An 18,378-nucleotide genomic window follows, 5' to 3' on the forward strand; every position below is an offset into this window, starting at 1 on the left:
GGGCCTTTCCACTAAACATTGCACGATGTCTAGTTGCCATTGAGTTGTCTGCGCTCTTACTAATAATTTAATAATGGAATTTTTATCGCTTTTCTGGGTAACCAGATACCAATCATCAACCAGTTTTTTTAGTTTTATACCAATGTTGTCTAAAGTGGGACTTGGAAAATAATGACTAAATGCAGCCAAGTTGTCGACTAATTTAATAAGGACTTGCTTAATATTGGTTGCTAATTCTTTACTGTACTGACGTCTTATTTCAGCCGATAACATTTGAAAATCGTGAAGTCGTATTGTCAACAAACTGACGAACTCCTCAGCTGTATTTTGCATATTTTCATGAAGACTTTGTTGATGCTGAACAAACTTTCCAGGTGAACTACCGTCACACAGTTTGTATCCAATAGCTGCCTTACTATCGATGCCAATAGTGATTGGCAGCAAACTAACTATAAGCTTTGCCAGGTTGAAAATTTCTGTTACAGAGCCTTTTTTAAGTTCTAACTCAATTTCGCAAATTGGCACATTTTGTAGGCCTGATGTTACCTCACCTAAATCCCACACTAACTCCACAATGTCGCCGTGTGGGAATTCAAGTAAGTAAATTCTTCGTTCAAAATGCGTGCTAAAGAGTGTTTCAATTGAAGCTTGTATATCATTAACATCGATAGTTTTTGGCCATGCTGACACAGGAAACAATCCAAGGTCTGGTAAACCAAGATTTTGCTTTTTTAACTCATTAAGTTGTACATTATATTCGGGACGTTGCTGTAATCCGCCAATAGACTTTCCTGAAGTTTTTAACGTTTGCTCAAACGTTTGGTCATTTCCTCTTATTCTCAGACCTATGTCGTGCTGTCTTAATGTCCTATTTGGAGTATCAAAATAATGATTTGTTAATATCTGAGTCTCTTGGGTAATGTGGGCATTAATTTGTGACAACAACTTAGTTTCAATAATCTCACCAGCGTTTTCGTTAGTGAGTAATTTAAGTTCAATTTCGTATTCCATAAAACCTTTTTGGATGCCAATAGTCAGCTCCGATGTATTTACGTTACTCTAGCCTTTCGAATTCGACTATACAATCTAACACTGTCGCAAAAGCTTATTAGTACTGCAACTCTATCGTCCTAAACACAAATAGTCCCTTGCCTTTCTTTAGGTCAAGCAATACCATTTAAGATAATTGTTATGGAGTAAATTTTTTTATGATGCGCAAGCGAATAGTTTTATTTTTTTTATGTCTAGCTAGCAGTTTTATAAGTGCCCAATCTTTGGCTCAAGAGCCTAACGATAGTGAAGGCGAGATCCGTTATATTTCTGACGATTTATTTACTTATTTGCATTCAGGGCCTGGGCGAAACTTCAGAATTTTAGGTTCTGTTGTAGCCGGAACACGTGTCACGTTACTTCAAGAAAATCCTGAAAAAAGTTTTGTTGAAGTAATTGATGATAAACAACGCACAGGATGGGTAGATGCAGAATTTATTAATCTCACCAAAAGTGTCAGAGAACTAGTACCTGGTTTACGACAACAAGTAGAAAAAACTGAAAAAATAATCCTTCAGCAGCGAAGTAGTATCGATTTACTTAACCAACAAATCATTGCTCTCACTTCACAAAATACGAACTTAAAAAAGAATTTAAGTGACACTGAAAAAGAAAATGCAAAAAAGGCACAAACACTTGCTGATTATGACCAAACTGCACAAATAGAATGGTTCACTCGCGGTGGAATTGTTGCAGTCATTAGTCTACTTCTAGGGATTATCCTAACTTACTTACCTAAAAAAAGGCGTAGAAACGATAATTGGATGTAGACAATGTCCTAATAATTTAGTGTATATTTTATAGACTGAATTTAACTTTCTAACTTACATTGCGAAACCCTCCGAACTAAGTGACTTATCGTAGTGAATCGGATTGGTTTGAGCCAAGTTAATATCTAACACCTTATTAAATGATACTTGAGGTCATCATTTAATAAGGTGTTAGATGGTCAACAAATCTTGACTCCATTACTACGTTATGCGGAATGCTAAACCTGAAAAAGACACAAGGTATGCAGTCAAAAGTTGATGGGGATTTTTCCACACAATGTATTTTATAATTGAAACGTTATTTTTTCTATTAGATAAAACTATTTGTTTTTGATTAAATCAAGCCGCTGTAATGTAGCTACAAAAAGGAATAGTAATGGGTTTATTAGCAAAGCTCTTCAAAGCATTAAATTCAGACTCATCTCCTTGGCAGTTAGCATTTGGTTTTGCCTTTGGCATGGTAATGGGCCTCACTCCTCTTTTGGGTTTACACTCCGTTTTATTATTGTTTGGGGTTTTGTTTTTTCGAGTCAACATAACAAGTTTCCTCGTCTCATGGGCTGCATTTTCAGTGCTTACGATCCCCCTTAGCGTACTCTTATCAGATTTAGGAGAAGGTTTATTAGTCAATGAAGAACTGAGAACAGTTTGGACAGCTCTGTATAGCACCTATCTTGGCCAATTAAGTCAGTTTTACCATACCCTGACATTAGGCAGTCTATTGGCTTCAATCGTTTTATTTCCAATTATATTGATCGGTAGTAAGAAATTAGTTGAACAATATCGTCTAAGATTTATGCAATGGGTAAATCAATGGCGCGTGGTGCAGTTTATTAAAGGCACAAATTTCTACCAACTTTATCGAGCAATAGGAGCATAAATATGAAGTCTATTATTCGTTTACCTGGTTTAGTAGCATTTTTTATTATTATTGGTTTGATTGCTGCCAGTAGCATTTTATTTCTGGATTATTGGATCAAAATTGTTGCTGAAAAAAGCCTTGCCAAAACAATAGGTGCAGAAGTCAACATTGGCTCAGTTGAACATACCTTTTTACCTTTTGGTATCTCTTTACATCGCATACAACTGACTGATCCACAAGCACCACAAACTAACCAACTCGAAGCGGAGACTGTTTCAGCTAAAATTGACTTAGCGCCGATGTTACTTCGTAAACTCATCATTGATGACTTAATCATAAGTGGCGTTCAGTTAGGGTCGTTAAGGGATGTAAAAGGTAACGTTTATCGGAAACCTACAAAAGTTATAAACCAAACTGAAGACATTTTTGCTGATGCTAAAGAACTTCCAAGTGTTGATGAAATATTGGCCAAATCTCCCCTTAAAACGACAAAAGCACTCGAAAATACTCAGGTTATACTTACAAAATACAGTGAAGTGTTGCAGCAACAATACGCCGCATTACCAGCAAAAAATAAATTAGCTAATTATCAAGCGCGAATAAAAGCCTTAACTGAGACGGACTACAAAGACCCGATAAAGCTAGCTTTGGCTAAAAAAGAATTTGATGCGATCAAAGAAGAAATATTAAAGGACAAAAAACGGCTAAGCGATTTTAAGCAATCCGTTGGCCAAGCTAAAAATAAATTATCACCTCAATTATTAGCACTTAAAGCTGCACCTCGGGAAGATTATGCACAACTGAAATCATTAGTCACTGGTGATACACATGCCATAAATGATGTCACCACCACAGTATTTGGAGAACAAGTTGGTCAATGGAGCCAATATGCTCTAGCCGCTTTCAATATTGTTGGCCCAATGTTGAAAGCTCAAGGCCTGGCTGAAGAGGAGCAGCAGGGTTATGCCGGCAGATGGATAAGTTTTGACGATACGTCATCTTTGCCTGACTTATGGATAAAAAAAGCTCAAATATCCCTGCAATGGCAACAAGAAAAAATCATCAGTGATTGGCAAGATATTACCCACCAACATTATGTTTTAGGGCGCCCAACGCTCTTTTCTGTTAATTCAAGCAGCAGTTCGTTGTGGCAGTCCTTGATAATTAATGGAGACTTATGGTTGGATCAATCAGGTATCAAGGCCAATCAGAACTGGGTATTATCTGGATTAAAGTTGTCTTCATTAGCCTTGGTCTCGCAGAAAAAATTAACTAGTCAATTAGATTCAGGTTTGTTATCCAGTTCAGGCAAAGCAGCTTTAAATGGGAAAATAATTTCAGGTACAAGTAACATTGACTTTCAGAAATTAATTATCAAAGCAAAAGGTAGTAACAAGATAGCGAATATTGTGGCTGAAACTCTGAATCAGCTCAAAAAACTGACGGTTAATACTGAAATTAGTGGGACCGTAGATAATATTAACTTATCTTTGAGCTCTAACCTTAATAAACAGATTGGTGCTGCATTGTTGTCTAATGTCAGTACGGAAAAAAAAGCCAAACTCGACGAACTAAATCAAAAACTTAACAACATAACCGAAGATGTAATGGAAACTAACAACAATCAGTTAGCTCAATGGCTTGATTGGGAAAAGATAGCTAATGGAGATTTAGATAGCATTAACGACCTTTTAGAAACGAGGATAACTGGCTTGGTAGATAGTAATAAAGATAAGTTAAAAAATAAGCTTTTTGACAAACTTTTTAATTAGAACAGAGGATTGTTTATTACTAATAAGCCACCGAAATCACAATTAAAATAGTTTTATCTCACTAAGCGATAATATATGGTTTTTGATACCACTAGCCCTCTCCTTAAAACCTCTGCATAATGAGGCATGGTGATTAATTGGAGACATAAATAATGAAATCAGTGGTGGCAGTTTTGTTTACACTATTTTGTTTACTTCAATATCGTTTATGGTTTGGTAAAAATAGTGTGCCTGACTTTATGATTTCAAGTAAAGAAGTGGCGTTGCAAGTTGCCCACAATGCCAATCTGAAGCAACGTAACAGTTTATTAAAAGCGGATATCAGTGATTTGAAAATTGGTTTGGAAGCGGCTGAAGAACGTGCCAGAAACGAATTAGGCCTCATAAAACAAGGCGAAACATTTTATCGTATTTTGCCTTCTGACGATTAATTTAATGACTTCACTTTTCCAGTACTCTGTTGTTTTGCCTGCCGCGGGTATCGGCAAACGTATGAAAACAGAATGTCCTAAACAATATCTCCATATTTTTGGCAAAACTGTCATTGAACATACGATTAATAATTTACTTGAACATAGTCAAGTTAAGCGTGTGATTGTAGTTCTAAATCCTAATGATAAGTATTTTTCTCAATTACTCATCGCGAATCATCCTCACATTGAGATTGTTATTGGAGGCCAAGAACGCTGCGATTCGGTATTAGCTGGACTAAATCATTTACCTGATGATGAGGAATGGGTGTTAGTTCACGACGCCGCACGACCCTGTTTAGCAGAAAGAGACTTAACTGCCCTTTTGCAGTTAGCGACACTAGGTAGTACTGGGGGAATACTGGCAACACCAGTTCGTGACACCATGAAGCGAGCCGTTAATCACAAGATTGATGGACAAAATCTTATCAAAAATACAGAATCTAGAGAAAATTTATGGCATGCATTAACACCCCAGTTTTTTAAACTTACCCTATTAAAAAAAGCATTGTATGAAGCGAACCAAAAAAATACAAATATTACAGACGAGGCATCTGCCATTGAACTTTTTGGTGAAAAAGTAGTGTTAGTTGAAGGATGTGCCTCAAATATCAAAATAACTCAACCCGAAGATTTGTTACTAGCTGAGTTTTACTTGACTCAAAGACAAGCTAAGTATTTATAGGAGATTTTACAAAAGCATGAGTATTCGAATTGGTCATGGCTATGACGTTCACAAATTTGGTGGAGTAGGCCCCATTATTATTGCAGGGGTAAAGATTAACCATGACATGGGCTTGATTGCCCACTCTGATGGCGATGTATTGTTGCATGCATTATGTGACGCATTATTAGGTGCGTTAGCATTGGGAGATATTGGCAAACACTTTCCAGATACTGACCCAACGCTGGCAGGCATAGATAGTCGTGAATTGCTTCGCCACGTATATCAACTCATCACACAACAGCATTATGAACTTGGTAACTTGGACCTAACGATCGTTGCACAAGCCCCCAAGATGGCTCCACATATACAGTTAATGCGTAAAAATATTGCTGAAGTTTTAAGCGCTGACATTAATCAAATAAACATTAAAGCCACCACTACTGAAGAACTGGGTTTTGCGGGCCGAAAGGAAGGTATTGCAGCTTACGCGGTAGTCTTATTAACGCAGCAAACAGGCAAAACTGAATGCAAATAGATCACTGGCTGCATCAATACCCAAAGTTAGATATTTTAGGGCAATTTAAGGCATCTGCTGAAGACTTCAAAGTGACCGAAATATTAGGCTACGAACCTATTGGTGAAGGTGAACACATATACTTATGGGTACGTAAGACGGGGTTAAATACTGCTTATTTAGCCGAACAAATTGCTAAATTTACTCAATTACCACTCAGAGCGGTTACTTATGCCGGGCGCAAAGACAAACACGCACAAACCGAACAATGGTTCAGTGTTCACCTGCCTGGAAAGGGTGAGTTTGATTGGGCTCAATTTAATGAATCAGGAGCCAACATACTCAAATCAATACGACATAATAAAAAATTAAGAACTGGAGTATTAAAAGGTAATCGATTTACTATCATTCTAAGACAACTAAGCTCAACAACTGGCATTGATAAGCGTTTGCGACAGATAAAACGGGACGGTGTACCTAATTATTTTGGCTCACAGCGATTCGGGAATACTCAACATGATCCCCGAGGTGGTAACTTAGTTTTGGCCGACAAAATGATTAACGGCGAAGCGATCCGTAATCGGAACAAACGTTCAATGGCCATATCAGCTTTACGTTCATGGTTATTTAATGAAGTTTTGCATAGCAGGCTACTAAAAGGCTGCCTCGATAAGCCTTTATCTGGTGACGTGATGCAACTAGCTGGTAGTCACAGCTTCTTCTGCGCACAACAGATAGATGACAGTATTAGCGAGCGAATAAAACAACGTGACATATATTTATCAGCTCCATTGTGGGGTGAGGGTCAATTAGCTAGCGAATCTGAAGCGTTACAGTTCGAACAAGAATTTGCGAAACAGCACCCCATGATTACTCAAACACTCGAAGGTTTAGGTCTAAGACAAGAAAGAAGGGCAATAAATTTATTTCCAAATGAACTTGAATGGTCATTGGCAAATGATACATTAAAATTAAGTTTTTCACTTCCAGCAGGCACATTCGCCACCTCGATTCTGCGAGAAGTGATAAATGTTGAAGATAATAATCTTGCCAAAACTTAAAATACTGGATTTTACAAGTTACTACCCAATAAAAAAATAGGCACGACATGAGATTAACATCACGTAAAGGTGAAAGCCTTGCTCAACTTTTACATAAAGAAGGTATCAGTAATACTAGGGTGCTAAACGCTATAGCCAAAACGCCTAGAGAACTTTTTGTGCCTGACGCCCTAAAACATAAAGCTTACCAAAACACAGCTTTACCGATTGGCCAAGGACAAACCATATCTCAGCCCTACATCGTAGCTCGTATGACTGAGCTATTATTAGAGTCTGATAATCAAGCTCAAAATGTACTCGAAATAGGTACAGGTTCGGGTTACCAGACAGCAGTACTGGCCCAATTATTCAGTCATGTTTATTCTGTCGAAAGAATAAAAACACTACAATTTCAAGCTAAACGAAGAATGAATCAATTAGATTTACACAACGTAAAAATGAAACATGGTGACGGCTGGTTAGGCTGGAGCAGCAAAGGTCCATATGATGCGATCATAGTCACGGCAGCAGCTAAATCGATACCAGAGGAGCTATTTCAACAACTTAATGATGGTGGTCGATTAATTATTCCTGTTGGTGAAGAAAATCAACAATTACATTGTATTACTAAAACCGAAGATAATATTAATTCAAACATTATTGAAGCCGTAAGGTTTGTCCCTTTGGTAGCAGGAGATATCATTTGAAAACGTCCAGAACAAAGAGAGGCTATGTAGGTGTTGCTGCCAGAGGTATTTTGATGGGTGCAGCGGATGCTGTTCCAGGAGTGTCTGGTGGCACCATCGCTTTTATTACAGGCATTTATGAAGAGCTCATCTATTCACTTAAACAATGTGGCGTCAGTGCCCTGAAAATATTGTTTCAAAAAGGTTTGAAATCCACTTGGCAGCATATTAATGGTGGGTTTTTACTGGCTTTGTTTAGTGGCATTGTCGTTAGCGTTTTAAGCATATCTGGCGTGGTGTTATATCTTCTAGGCAATTATCCAATATTGTTGTGGTCGTTCTTTTTTGGATTAATATTAGCAGCAGTTTGGTCTGTAATACGCCATATCGATAAATGGCGAATCGGTCTAGTCACTTCCTTTTTAATTGGCACTCTTAGTGCATTTTTTATTACAACCATTAGCCCTACCAGTATTGAAACAACACCATTCATCGTATTTTTGTCAGGCATGATTGCTATCTGTGCAATGATTTTGCCAGGTATATCTGGCAGCTTTATATTACTTTTATTAGGTATGTATGCGCCCATGTTGACAGCAGTAAAGGAATTGCAATTAACCACCTTGTGTATTTTTGCCAGCGGTTGTGTAGCGGGTTTGTTAAGTTTTTCACATGTATTAAGCTGGATGTTTCAGCATTATAAAACAATGACCTTATCCTTGTTAGGTGGTTTTATGCTGGGTTCTTTAAACAAAGTTTGGCCTTGGAAGCAAACCATAGAAACAGTGATTGATCGGCATGGCAAAGAGATACCGTTAGTACAAAACAATATATTGCCACACACTTTTGAAACACTGTATGCCCAACCCCCTTATATGTGGTTCTCAATCGTGTTGATGCTATTAGGTATGGGAATGGTTATTGTGCTGGAAAAAATAGGCCAGAAACATGTTAATGAGTAATACACATATCGAGTCAAAAAGTGGCTTTGTTTAAAAAGCTGTCTTTACACTCAGGGATCTTATTTTTCTGCATCATAAATCTTAGTTGCTCAGGCCGAATTCAACCAGCGCCAGTTTCAGAGCTTTATCAAGGCAAAACATTTAGAGATTTCAAACAACAGGCTTATTCAGCAAAGACTTATCAGGTTAAGGCTGGAGATACTCTATATTCTATCGCTTGGTATTCTGGTAACGATTACCGAGACTTAGCAAGAATAAATAAGATCTCCTCTCCCTACCAGATACAACCCGGTCAAATTTTAACCCTTGTCAAGTTAATAAAAGTAAAAAAACCGAAATCAAATATGAGCACTCGCCCAACTTCAAAAGTAATGATGGATCAATCTGTTGACCCTTCTAAAAAGCAGGCGTATGGTGAAAGTGAAGAAATTGTTAACAAAGATCCAGCTGGATCTCCTATTGGTCAATTTCCCGAGCGAGTTAAGAGTTGGCAATGGCCTACAATTGAACCTATTTCACGAGGTTTTTCGGCCAGAGAACAAGGCAATAAAGGCTTAGATTTTTTGGGAAAACTTGGGCTACCAATTTTGGCAGCCGCCGATGGAAAAATAGTATACACGGGCAATGCATTACGTGGGTTTGGGAACCTAATTATTATCAAACATTCCGACGCTTACTTAACTGCATATGCACATAATGACAATATGTTAGTAAAAGAACAGCAGTGGGTTATGGCAGGCCAAAAAATTGCCACTATGGGTAGAAGTGGAACCGATGAGGTTAAGCTTCATTTCGAAGTAAGGTACAAAGGAAAATCTGTTAACCCTTTGCGCTATCTCCCTAGCAAATAATAATAATAATATTTATAAGGAGAAGTTAAAGAAACATTACCGTTAAGGAATCATGATTATGAGTCTGGAAAAAACAGGTGTTGTCGATGTTAATGCTCTCAGCGATATTGAAGACGCCGTTGAGAGAGAGCTTTCCAAAGCTGCTAAAAAAGCTGAAGAAAAGTTAGAAAATGTACTACCTAATAAACAGGATCCCCCAAAAAATCTTGATGCAACCCAATTGTATTTAGGTGAAATTGGCTTTTCTCCACTATTATCAGCTGAAGAGGAAGTTTATTTTTCACGGCGAGCTTTAAAAGGTGATGAAGCATCACGCAAACGTATGATTGTAAGTAACTTACGTTTGGTAGTCAAAATAGCTAGGCGTTACAATAATCGCGGTCTTGCTCTGCTTGACCTGGTCGAAGAAGGTAATTTAGGCCTTATTCGAGCTGTCGAAAAATTTGATCCTGAACGAGGTTTTAGATTTTCTACTTATGCCACTTGGTGGATTAGGCAGACAATAGAACGGGCAATAATGAACCAAACTCGTACTATTCGACTTCCCATTCATGTGGTTAAAGAATTAAATGTTTATTTAAGAGCTGCTAGAGAGCTGTCTCAAAAACTCGATCATGAACCTACTGCAGAAGAAATTGCTCAGTCACTCGACAAGCCGGTTCGTGATGTCACTAAGATGCTACGTCTAAATGAAAGGATCACTTCCGTTGACACTCCATTAGGTGGTGAAAATGATAAGGTTTTACTGGATGTTATCGCCGATGACGATGGCCATGGCCCTGAAGAAGATTTACAAGATTCAGACATTAAATTAAATATCATCAAGTGGTTAGAAGACCTTAATCCCAAACAACGCGAAGTTTTAGCAAGACGCTTTGGATTGCTAGGTTATGAACCTTCAACTCTAGAAGATGTGGGCGTAGAAATTGGCTTGACCCGTGAAAGAGTCCGTCAAATACAAGTTGAAGCTTTGCGCCGACTCAAAGATATGTTGGGTCACAAAGGACTAGATTTAGAAGCTTTATTTAATAAACTTACCTAGATTATTTAAAAGCGCAAACAATGAAAAATGCCTCATTCGAGGTTTTTTTCATGAAAGAATCAAAGGTTTTAAATTTCACGTTATCACTTTAGTAACTTATTAATACCTTCAAATAACCTCAACTACTTATTAAATGTCAGTGTTAAGAACGTTCACTCGAACTTTACCAAATTAGGTCCATGCATCTAGTGCTTATTTTGGTATGCTTTCCACGTTGTTAAACACTGTGGCAATGTCCACAGTTATCATTAATAAGACTATTCAGCTCAAAACAAAACTCTATCAGATAACATTCGCTAGATAGTTTTTTAATAGTTATCATTAATAAATGATTATCATCAAAAGAATGGACCCATGAACTCTACATTAAGATTAATTCTTTCAGCTGCTGTCTCCTTCAGTTTTTATTTTGTCTGGTCATATTGGGCCAATGGCATGGCGTCAGATGACCAGGCATTGGTGCTTAGATCGGCATTAGTACAAGGAACACTAAGCGCGACTATTACGATATTATTTACCTTTATTTTAGAAAAATCAGTGTCTAAATTTGGTGACAGTTACTTATCGTTGATATTTGTAGTGCCTATTATTTGCAATGTACATTCTAAAACATCACAAAATATTGCTATCTTCAGAACATTTAAAAATGCGCTGGACAACTCTGCAAAATATCTAAGTAACAATGCGATCCCTGGAAGTGTTTTAGCACCTTTGTTGCCTATTGCGATCCAATCTAGCATTGCCATCTCTGTTAACTGGGTGAATCAAACACCTAACTTATGGCTGACTGTAGCGCCTAGTATATTAATTACGGCTATTTACGGTTATGTGTATACTTACAGTTTGTTGTCAAAACCTAAACAACCTGTTTTACAAGAGTAACAAAATGGTAAACATAGGGGTTTGATGGCTCTGGTTGATGGACTTCAGTACTTATTTCTTGCCAATTGTACTTTGCGGCATAATCAGGGAAATAGGTGTCTCCATCAACCTCTAGTTCAATGTGAGTTAGGTAAAGTCGATGACAAAATGCTAAAAAATGATTATAGATGGTGCCCCCACCGATTATCATTACTTCGGGGTTTTCGGTCTTGTGATGACTACAATGTTCCGAAGCCAAATCGATAGCCTGTTCACAGCTATGCACCACAGTTGCATCCGCAAGTGTAAAGTGGACATCATTACTAACCACTATATTTAGACGGCCAGGCAAAGCCTTACCTATAGAAGAATAGGTCTTACGACCCATTATAATTGGTTTACCTAAGGTGATTTTTTTGAAATGTTTGAGATCTGCAGGCAGACGCCATGGCATAGAATTGTCAGCACCAATAACACGATTATTGGCCATTGCGGCGATCATTGAAATTTGCATCATATTGGATTGTACACTTCTAGAATAATGAGAAAAGTAAACACCATATAAGAATTAACAGAAACCAGAAATACCTCTTCCAGCTTCATACTTATAATTTATGTGACGGTTATTTTTTGGTGTAAACAACTTCTACACCAGAGTCATCGTCATCATCGTCGAAGTCGTCGTCATCATAAGCGCCTTCGATTGTATCTTTATGATAGGTATCCCATTTGAACCCTGTTTCTTCATCCTTAATCTCAGGTTCAACTTCTACTGGCAATGCCTCAATGAAGTCCATAGCTTTCATGCACAATGAATGTGTACCTACTTTTTGAAATGCTGAAATTTGGAAATACTCGTCTTGCCATTCAAGTGCATCTGCAATCTGCTTGCACAACTCATTGGCTTCCTCTTCGAGCATTAAATCAATTTTATTAAAAACTAGCCAACGTGGCTTAGAAGCCAGCTTTGGACTATATTTTTCAAGTTCTGCAACAATGGCTTTAGCATTTTCGACAGGATCTGAACCGTCTGCAGGCATCAAATCTACCAAGTGTAGCAACACCCGACAGCGCTCTAAATGTTTCAAGAACTGAATCCCAAGTCCAGCACCTTCGGCAGCACCTTCAATCAAACCGGGGATATCGGCAATAACAAAACTACGCATAGAATCTAAACGTACAACACCCAAATTTGGTACAAGTGTAGTAAAGGGGTAGTCTGCTACTTTAGGTTTAGCGGCTGAAACACTTCGTATAAAGGTAGATTTACCAGCATTAGGCATACCAAGTAATCCCACATCAGCAAGCAACATGAGTTCCAATCTTAAATGCCTGACTTCACCCGGTGTACCGTCGGATTTTTGTCTTGGAGCACGGTTGGTACTGGTTTTAAAACGAGCATTACCCAAGCCATGAAAACCACCCTGGGCTACTTTCATGCGCTGCATATGTTTGGTTAAATCACCTAATACTTCACCCGTTTCGCTATCGGTTGCACGTGTTCCAACGGGTACTTTCACATCTAAATCAACACCGCCTCTGCCAGTACAATTAGCACTTTGGCCCTTTTTACCGTGCTCAGCACGATGAAATCTTTCAAAACGGTAATCTATCAAAGTGTTTAAGTTTTCATCTGCAACCAAATAGATACTACCGCCATCACCGCCATCACCGCCGTCAGGACCACCATCAGGTACGTATTTTTCGCGGCGAAAACCGACTACACCATTACCGCCATTACCTGCATCAACACGGATATCAGCTTCATCTACAAATTTCATTACTTAACGACACCTTGAATGTTACTCAACTGAGCTGAGTATAGTCTGTTGAACCCTCAAATAGATTCAAATTTTTATAGCTCAACAAAAAACCCCGCATAAAGCGGGGCTTTTAAAAATCTATGTGCTATTGCTACTTATGCAACAATGCTCACAAATTTACGATTTTTAGGACCTTTAACTTCAAACTGGACTTTACCATCTGATAAAGCGAATAAAGTATGGTCTTTACCGATGCCCATGTTACTACCCGCGTGAAATTTAGTTCCACGTTGACGAACAATGATATTACCGGCTAAAACTGACTCACCACCGTAACGCTTAACACCTAGGCGTTTACTTTCTGAATCACGGCCGTTGTTAGTACTACCACCAGCTTTTTTATGTGCCATTTGTATATACTCCTTTTAAGCGCTGATACCAGTGATTTTCACTTCTGTGAACCACTGACGATGACCCATTTGGGTACGTGAATGCTTACGACGACGGAACTTAACGATTTTTACTTTATCGCCACGTCCATGCGTTACAACTTCAGCTGTAACTTTGCTACCACTAACAAACGGGGTACCAATTTTTATATCGTCACCATTGCTCACCATTAAGATGTCATCGAATTCAATTGACTCACCTGGAGCCACCTCGATTTTTTCTAGGCGAACGGTTTGGCCTTCAGCCACACGGTGTTGTTTGCCACCACTTTGGAAAACCGCGTACATAATTAAACTCCGCACTGTGTCTCTTGACACTTATATTCAAAAACAGGCCGCGAATTATACGTGAACAGGTATCTCCAAGCAAGGCAATTTCCTAATTAATCTGTATAAATATCAAACGGTTTACACTAACCCGAAGTTTTTTGCATTATAAAGCTAAAGTGTCACTGGATACGTCAAAAAATTTCTGTAAAATCCATTTTCAGAATTACAGCGTACAATTGAATTATATTCACAAATGGGCAAAACGGCAGTATGAAATTAGAAACGATTAATCAACTGGCACATCAAGACATGATGGCAGTCAATGGGCTCATCCAGCAGCAAGTGGACTCAGAGGTTTCGTTGATTAACCAACTAGGTTTTTATATTGTGAACAGTGGTGGTAAGCGCTTAAGACCTCTTATGACTATTTTAGCTGCAAGAGCTCTTAATATTCAAACAGAGCAACATCACACGTTAGCTACCATAATTGAATTTATTCATACCGCCACCCTATTACACGATGACGTAGTCGACGAATCCACTATGCGCCGTGGTAAAGAAACAGCAAATGCAGTGTTTGGTAATCAAGCCAGCGTATTAGTTGGTGATTTTCTCTATACTCGTTCATTTCAGATGATGGTCAGTTTAAAACGTATGCGTGTTATGGAAATATTATCTAATGCGACCAACGTAATATCAGAAGGGGAAGTGCTGCAATTAATGAGCTGTAATGATCCTCAGACCAGCGAAGAAAGTTACATGCAGGTGATATATAGCAAAACTGCCAGATTATTCGAGGCCGCTACTTTACTAGCCGCAGTGTTAACAGATCAGGATGAAGAGATTGAATTTGCGATGCAAGAGTACGGCAAATATTTAGGCACTGCGTTTCAACTTATTGACGATATTCTTGACTATTCAGCTGACCCTCTGGAAATGGGTAAAAATGTAGGCGATGACCTCGCAGAGGGCAAGCCAACACTTCCCTTACTGTACGCAATGTGGCATGGCAATGATAAACAAAAAGCACTTATTAAAGAGGCAATAGAAAAAGGCAACGGCATGCAACACTTCGATGAAATCATGACCACAATGAAACAGACTGGTGCTCTTAGCTACACAAAAAAACAAGCGTTAGATGCCTCTGACAAAGCAATTAAGGCATTGGCTCCATTAGCCAATTCCGAATATAAAACCGCACTTATTGGACTTGCGCATATTGCAGTTGAACGAGCGACATAATCCTTATCATTTGGCTCAACACTTATTAGCCGGACTATCTTTTATTTTAATATTATTTATTATTTAACTTCACCTCACCACTTACTGTGGATACATTAACCTTCGCACTACCACCGTTCAGGGAGAACTTTAACCAACGATTGGGCCCAGACTTAGCGTTTTGTGTTTTGTCATCAGACAAATTGTTAGAAATTCTGCCACCGGCGTAACCTTCAACATCAAACCTTGCTGATACATCGCTTTGTAGGTAGAGGTGAATTGCACCCCCTACTGAAGAAGCATCAATTTCGCCATCATCTTCAAGTTCTAATCTAGCGTTTATTGATCCATTCACTGTGTCTATATTTAATTGATTAACCTTACCAAGCTCTAACTCAACATCGCCATTCACTGTTTCTACATTGATATCGCCACTTTCGCTTATAATCTCAATATTACCGTTTACCGACGAGTAAGAGTCTTCTTTACCTTTTGAACTTCGAGAGCTAATTATGCCGTTTATAGTTTCTATCTTTACATCTCCCTCTAAACTTTCTGTAGTTATTCGGCCATTTACGGATTCAAGTCGGATGCGTCCCGCTAGTTTTTTTACGTTTATAGAACCATTTACTGTCTCAATTTTTGCGCCACCGCGAACTTGCACAAGCTCAACATCGGCATTCACTGCGCTGTAATACACTTTACTTTGACGAGGAACAAATATTTCTAAATCGTCGCCATTATAAGAACTCAAGTTACTCCAACTGCTATTATTTTTAACTTTAACTTTGATAAGTACTTCATTATCGTCTTTCTCAAAGATGAACCTTTCTGTTTTCTCGCCTAAAGTACCTGTTATTTTCACCTCAAATTTATCCCATGCAATCACCTTAGCAGAACCGTTTATATGTTCAATTTGTATGTAAGGGTTTTTAGATACCTCGAACGAACGATCAATCTTTTCCTTTGCTAAAACCTCGTAACTTAAACATAAAAAACCTGCAAAAATTAATAACAATCTCATATCTATACTCCTAAACTCAGTACTTTAAATGTGTATCCACTTAGATGAATGCACACGTTCAATTAAATTAATTTGTTGTTGATGCACATGACGCAACATCTTTAATAAAGTCATATTGTTTGACTCGTTTCTTAATGCCATTTTTATGGCTACAGCAGCGTCGTCTAATTCAGTAAGTTGATCCTGCCAGTTTTGAGTCAGTGCGGGTTGATCTTGAAATCTGATCAATAAAGCATTTTTTTGATCTAAATGTTGTTCACTTAATGACGCAACCAATTCATCGCCAGTTAACGAAACCGGATACTGATTAACCGATAACCAACCTATTAATCCAAATATGGCTACCGTAGCTGCAATCGCGTACATTTTTTTACCTGCCACTACCATAGATGGCTCTGAAGACTCACACAGCAAAGCTAACTCGATGCCCGGCCATAAATCTCTATTTGGCTGCTGCACTTTATTTACCTCGGCTAGTTGGCTCACTAACGCAATTTCAAAATTAGTTTTATTCATAACCCATCCACTCCTTTAACAACTGCTTGGCGCGATGAAGTTGCGCTTTGCTAGAGCCCACAGCCATGTTTGTCATAGTGGCGATTTCTTCGTGTCGGTAGCCTTCAATCGCATGCAGCACAAAAACAAGTCGCGCTCTCTCAGGCAGTCTTGCAACATAACGTTCAATATCAATTGTACTGCTCGACTCTTCAGCTTGGGCATTCATAGCCACAGAATCTTCGATATTAAACATTTTCTGCAACCATCCTTTTTGCTTTCGAATATAAGATATAGTGATGTTAGATGTGACTGTATGCAGCCAAGTTGAAAATTTACTGTCACCTTTAAAATTATTAATTTTTTTCCATAACTGAATAAACACTTCTTGCGCTGCATCCTCAGCTAACATTTTTTCACCTGTCAATCGATAGCACAGCCCATACACCTGGCCAATGTACTCTCGATACAATCGGTTATAAGCTTGCTTATCTCCGCATTGCACAGCTTGTATTAAGTCCCACTCGCTTTTTGTGGCAAACTTATGCTGTGCAGCGACTACGTTTCCTTGAATATTCAATCTATAGTCTTATTAAGTTGTCTTGATAAATAGTCTTGAAATATGAGTCGCAGGATAAGTCACAAAGGTTTAAAGCGCCAAAAAAATATTAATACGGATAAAAATAATTATGAAAATCATTGGTTTATATTCAGGGAAATTGACCAACATTGGTAAAAAACGTAGTCCAACAGGTATCTACAAACAATCAATGCCACAGGTGTCTGTGGATGAATCAGGCATCATAGGTGATATTCAGGCTGACAAGCGATTTCACGGAGGTCCTGAGAAAGCATTACATCAGTATGCATTAAGTAGTTATGAAAAAATTATCAAGCGTTACCCTCTTCTGCATCAACAAGCCAATTCTGGGATGATAGGTGAAAACCTCTCTGTTACAGATATGAACGAGCACAATGTATGTATTGGTGATATCTACAAGGTAGGCAGCGCTATATTACAAGTTAGCTCACCCCGCATGCCCTGTTGGAAAATTGATGCTAAGTTCAAACAACCTGATTTACATCAATTTATTAACCAACATAGGCTCAATGGTTGGTATTACCGAGTATTGCAGGCAGGCGATATGACACTAAATGATGAATTCATTTTACAACAAAGACCTAATACAGATGTCACTGTCGATACACTGCTTAAGGTTATTGATGCTGAAGTGGAAAGACAGCTACTTGAGCTGGTATCCAACGCTATAGGCCTTGACCCTGAATGGCAGCATAGGCTTCAACAAAAATACCCATTGAGTTAGAAAGCGATACAATATAGGCAACAAAACTTAGTTGAGAACACGAATAAAACGCTAGCACGGTGGAAGCTTTTGTTATCAAAACAGATGTTAGGCAAACACAGCGAATACATCAACTTTCTCAAAAAGCACATGGCATAACTCATGGTTTTGCGCATTTTATTATTTTAACGTTTCGTGAAGCCGATGCAGGCTCGTTTGATCAAAATGATGTAGATGCTAACCAATATAAAGAAAAAGAAACCAACATACCTATCTTCGATAAATGACACACTGCAATCACAAAT

General features: G+C 38.4%; 23 protein-coding genes. 15 read left to right on the forward strand and 8 right to left on the reverse strand.

What is annotated here, in order from left to right; all coding sequences use genetic code 11:
- Positions 1–1,011 (reverse strand): CYTH domain-containing protein (locus QZ562_RS12290; RefSeq protein ID WP_293760367.1); only part of this gene is annotated, 1,011 nt, incomplete at its 3' end.
- 263 nt (positions 1,012–1,274) lie between these two features.
- Here QZ562_RS12290 and QZ562_RS12295 point away from each other — a divergent pair.
- The 12 genes from QZ562_RS12295 to QZ562_RS12350 all read left to right on the forward strand — a co-directional run bounded on the left by QZ562_RS12295 (position 1,275) and on the right by QZ562_RS12350 (position 11,568).
- A complete protein-coding gene (locus tag QZ562_RS12295; protein ID WP_293760370.1) occupies positions 1,275–1,820 on the forward strand; it encodes a TIGR04211 family SH3 domain-containing protein in 546 nt (181 codons plus the stop codon).
- A 376-nt stretch (positions 1,821–2,196) separates the two neighbouring features.
- Positions 2,197–2,700, forward strand: coding sequence for a TIGR03546 family protein (locus QZ562_RS12300; protein ID WP_293760373.1), 504 nt, complete (start codon positions 2,197–2,199; stop codon positions 2,698–2,700).
- Between the two features lie 2 nt (positions 2,701–2,702).
- Positions 2,703–4,454, forward strand: coding sequence for a TIGR03545 family protein (locus tag QZ562_RS12305; RefSeq protein WP_293760376.1), 1,752 nt, complete (start codon positions 2,703–2,705; stop codon positions 4,452–4,454).
- A gap of 152 nt (positions 4,455–4,606) precedes the next feature.
- A complete protein-coding gene (gene ftsB, locus QZ562_RS12310; protein WP_293760379.1) occupies positions 4,607–4,885 on the forward strand; it encodes a cell division protein FtsB in 279 nt (92 codons plus the stop codon).
- Positions 4,886–4,889: 4 nt separating this feature from the next.
- Positions 4,890–5,609 (forward strand): 2-C-methyl-D-erythritol 4-phosphate cytidylyltransferase, encoded by a 720-nt coding sequence (ispD, locus tag QZ562_RS12315; protein WP_293760382.1) that lies wholly within the window; start codon positions 4,890–4,892, stop codon positions 5,607–5,609.
- Between the two features lie 16 nt (positions 5,610–5,625).
- A complete protein-coding gene (ispF, locus tag QZ562_RS12320) occupies positions 5,626–6,126 on the forward strand; it encodes a 2-C-methyl-D-erythritol 2,4-cyclodiphosphate synthase (RefSeq protein WP_293760385.1) in 501 nt (166 codons plus the stop codon).
- Positions 6,117–7,166, forward strand: coding sequence for a tRNA pseudouridine(13) synthase TruD (truD, locus tag QZ562_RS12325; RefSeq protein WP_293760388.1), 1,050 nt, complete (start codon positions 6,117–6,119; stop codon positions 7,164–7,166). The genes ispF and truD overlap by 10 nt, the downstream gene beginning before the upstream one ends.
- Before the next feature lie 47 nt (positions 7,167–7,213).
- Positions 7,214–7,852: a protein-L-isoaspartate(D-aspartate) O-methyltransferase gene (locus QZ562_RS12330; protein WP_293760391.1), complete on the forward strand. Its 639-nt coding sequence runs from the start codon at positions 7,214–7,216 to the stop codon at positions 7,850–7,852.
- Positions 7,849–8,793, forward strand: coding sequence for a DUF368 domain-containing protein (locus tag QZ562_RS12335; protein WP_363315356.1), 945 nt, complete (start codon positions 7,849–7,851; stop codon positions 8,791–8,793). Before QZ562_RS12330 ends, QZ562_RS12335 begins: the two co-directional genes overlap by 4 nt.
- A gap of 26 nt (positions 8,794–8,819) precedes the next feature.
- A complete protein-coding gene (locus QZ562_RS12340; protein WP_293760428.1) occupies positions 8,820–9,644 on the forward strand; it encodes a peptidoglycan DD-metalloendopeptidase family protein in 825 nt (274 codons plus the stop codon).
- A 58-nt stretch (positions 9,645–9,702) separates the two neighbouring features.
- Positions 9,703–10,686: an RNA polymerase sigma factor RpoS gene (gene rpoS, locus QZ562_RS12345; RefSeq protein ID WP_293760394.1), complete on the forward strand. Its 984-nt coding sequence runs from the start codon at positions 9,703–9,705 to the stop codon at positions 10,684–10,686.
- Positions 10,687–11,040: 354 nt separating this feature from the next.
- A complete protein-coding gene (locus QZ562_RS12350) occupies positions 11,041–11,568 on the forward strand; it encodes a hypothetical protein (RefSeq protein ID WP_293760397.1) in 528 nt (175 codons plus the stop codon).
- On the opposite strand, the gene folA is transcribed toward QZ562_RS12350, so the two are convergent.
- The 4 genes from folA to rplU all read right to left on the reverse strand — a co-directional run bounded on the left by folA (position 11,543) and on the right by rplU (position 14,047).
- Positions 11,543–12,049 (reverse strand): type 3 dihydrofolate reductase, encoded by a 507-nt coding sequence (gene folA / locus QZ562_RS12355; protein ID WP_293760431.1) that lies wholly within the window; start codon positions 12,047–12,049, stop codon positions 11,543–11,545. The two genes, QZ562_RS12350 and folA, sit on opposite strands and share 26 nt — an antisense overlap.
- Before the next feature lie 121 nt (positions 12,050–12,170).
- Positions 12,171–13,328, reverse strand: a complete 1,158-nt coding sequence (cgtA, locus tag QZ562_RS12360; RefSeq protein WP_293760400.1) for an Obg family GTPase CgtA — start codon at positions 13,326–13,328, stop codon at positions 12,171–12,173.
- A 137-nt stretch (positions 13,329–13,465) separates the two neighbouring features.
- Positions 13,466–13,720 carry a 50S ribosomal protein L27 gene (rpmA, locus tag QZ562_RS12365; RefSeq protein ID WP_293760403.1) on the reverse strand — a complete coding sequence of 85 codons (255 nt, stop codon included), beginning with the start codon at positions 13,718–13,720 and terminating at the stop codon, positions 13,466–13,468.
- 15 nt (positions 13,721–13,735) lie between these two features.
- The gene (gene rplU / locus QZ562_RS12370; RefSeq protein ID WP_293760406.1) at positions 13,736–14,047 is read right to left on the reverse strand and encodes a 50S ribosomal protein L21; all 312 of its coding nucleotides are present in this window, start codon (positions 14,045–14,047) and stop codon (positions 13,736–13,738) included.
- Between the two features lie 252 nt (positions 14,048–14,299).
- Here rplU and ispB point away from each other — a divergent pair, with 252 nt between their 5' ends.
- Positions 14,300–15,271, forward strand: a complete 972-nt coding sequence (ispB, locus tag QZ562_RS12375; RefSeq protein ID WP_293760409.1) for an octaprenyl diphosphate synthase — start codon at positions 14,300–14,302, stop codon at positions 15,269–15,271.
- Positions 15,272–15,323: 52 nt separating this feature from the next.
- Here ispB and QZ562_RS12380 read toward each other — a convergent pair whose 3' ends face one another.
- From QZ562_RS12380 to QZ562_RS12390, 3 genes are read right to left on the reverse strand one after another with little or no spacing between them, the layout of a single operon-like run.
- Positions 15,324–16,274, reverse strand: a complete 951-nt coding sequence (locus tag QZ562_RS12380; RefSeq protein ID WP_293760412.1) for a hypothetical protein — start codon at positions 16,272–16,274, stop codon at positions 15,324–15,326.
- 24 nt (positions 16,275–16,298) lie between these two features.
- Complete coding sequence (locus tag QZ562_RS12385; RefSeq protein ID WP_293760415.1) at positions 16,299–16,790, reverse strand: hypothetical protein; 492 nt, start codon at positions 16,788–16,790, stop codon at positions 16,299–16,301.
- Positions 16,783–17,349 (reverse strand): RNA polymerase sigma factor, encoded by a 567-nt coding sequence (locus QZ562_RS12390; RefSeq protein WP_293760417.1) that lies wholly within the window; start codon positions 17,347–17,349, stop codon positions 16,783–16,785. The genes QZ562_RS12385 and QZ562_RS12390 overlap by 8 nt, the downstream gene beginning before the upstream one ends.
- A gap of 109 nt (positions 17,350–17,458) precedes the next feature.
- Here QZ562_RS12390 and QZ562_RS12395 point away from each other — a divergent pair, with 109 nt between their 5' ends.
- Positions 17,459–18,094 carry an MOSC domain-containing protein gene (locus QZ562_RS12395; protein ID WP_293760420.1) on the forward strand — a complete coding sequence of 212 codons (636 nt, stop codon included), beginning with the start codon at positions 17,459–17,461 and terminating at the stop codon, positions 18,092–18,094.
- A 59-nt stretch (positions 18,095–18,153) separates the two neighbouring features.
- A complete protein-coding gene (locus tag QZ562_RS12400) occupies positions 18,154–18,360 on the forward strand; it encodes a hypothetical protein (RefSeq protein WP_293760422.1) in 207 nt (68 codons plus the stop codon).
- Positions 18,361–18,378: the final 18 nt, after the last annotated feature.

This window comes from uncultured Paraglaciecola sp. (assembly GCF_913058035.1).
GTDB lineage: Bacteria > Pseudomonadota > Gammaproteobacteria > Enterobacterales > Alteromonadaceae > Paraglaciecola.

What these genes read in the sequence shown, in the direction of transcription:
- cgtA (WP_293760400.1), bottom strand. Translation starts at nt 13,328, where the DNA reads ATGAAATTTGTAGATGAAGCTGATATCCGTGTTGATGCAGGTAATGGC.
- truD (WP_293760388.1), top strand. Translation starts at nt 6,117, where the DNA reads ATGCAAATAGATCACTGGCTGCATCAATACCCAAAGTTAGATATTTTA.
- QZ562_RS12330 (WP_293760391.1), top strand. Translation starts at nt 7,214, where the DNA reads ATGAGATTAACATCACGTAAAGGTGAAAGCCTTGCTCAACTTTTACAT.
- ispB (WP_293760409.1), top strand. Translation starts at nt 14,300, where the DNA reads ATGAAATTAGAAACGATTAATCAACTGGCACATCAAGACATGATGGCA.
- QZ562_RS12350 (WP_293760397.1), top strand. Translation starts at nt 11,041, where the DNA reads ATGAACTCTACATTAAGATTAATTCTTTCAGCTGCTGTCTCCTTCAGT.
- rpoS (WP_293760394.1), top strand. Translation starts at nt 9,703, where the DNA reads ATGAGTCTGGAAAAAACAGGTGTTGTCGATGTTAATGCTCTCAGCGAT.
- folA (WP_293760431.1), bottom strand. Translation starts at nt 12,049, where the DNA reads ATGATCGCCGCAATGGCCAATAATCGTGTTATTGGTGCTGACAATTCT.
- rpmA (WP_293760403.1), bottom strand. Translation starts at nt 13,720, where the DNA reads ATGGCACATAAAAAAGCTGGTGGTAGTACTAACAACGGCCGTGATTCA.
- rplU (WP_293760406.1), bottom strand. Translation starts at nt 14,047, where the DNA reads ATGTACGCGGTTTTCCAAAGTGGTGGCAAACAACACCGTGTGGCTGAA.
- ispD (WP_293760382.1), top strand. Translation starts at nt 4,890, where the DNA reads ATGACTTCACTTTTCCAGTACTCTGTTGTTTTGCCTGCCGCGGGTATC.
- ispF (WP_293760385.1), top strand. Translation starts at nt 5,626, where the DNA reads ATGAGTATTCGAATTGGTCATGGCTATGACGTTCACAAATTTGGTGGA.
- QZ562_RS12385 (WP_293760415.1), bottom strand. Translation starts at nt 16,790, where the DNA reads ATGAATAAAACTAATTTTGAAATTGCGTTAGTGAGCCAACTAGCCGAG.
- QZ562_RS12300 (WP_293760373.1), top strand. Translation starts at nt 2,197, where the DNA reads ATGGGTTTATTAGCAAAGCTCTTCAAAGCATTAAATTCAGACTCATCT.
- ftsB (WP_293760379.1), top strand. Translation starts at nt 4,607, where the DNA reads ATGAAATCAGTGGTGGCAGTTTTGTTTACACTATTTTGTTTACTTCAA.
- QZ562_RS12305 (WP_293760376.1), top strand. Translation starts at nt 2,703, where the DNA reads ATGAAGTCTATTATTCGTTTACCTGGTTTAGTAGCATTTTTTATTATT.
- QZ562_RS12395 (WP_293760420.1), top strand. Translation starts at nt 17,459, where the DNA reads ATGAAAATCATTGGTTTATATTCAGGGAAATTGACCAACATTGGTAAA.
- QZ562_RS12380 (WP_293760412.1), bottom strand. Translation starts at nt 16,274, where the DNA reads ATGAGATTGTTATTAATTTTTGCAGGTTTTTTATGTTTAAGTTACGAG.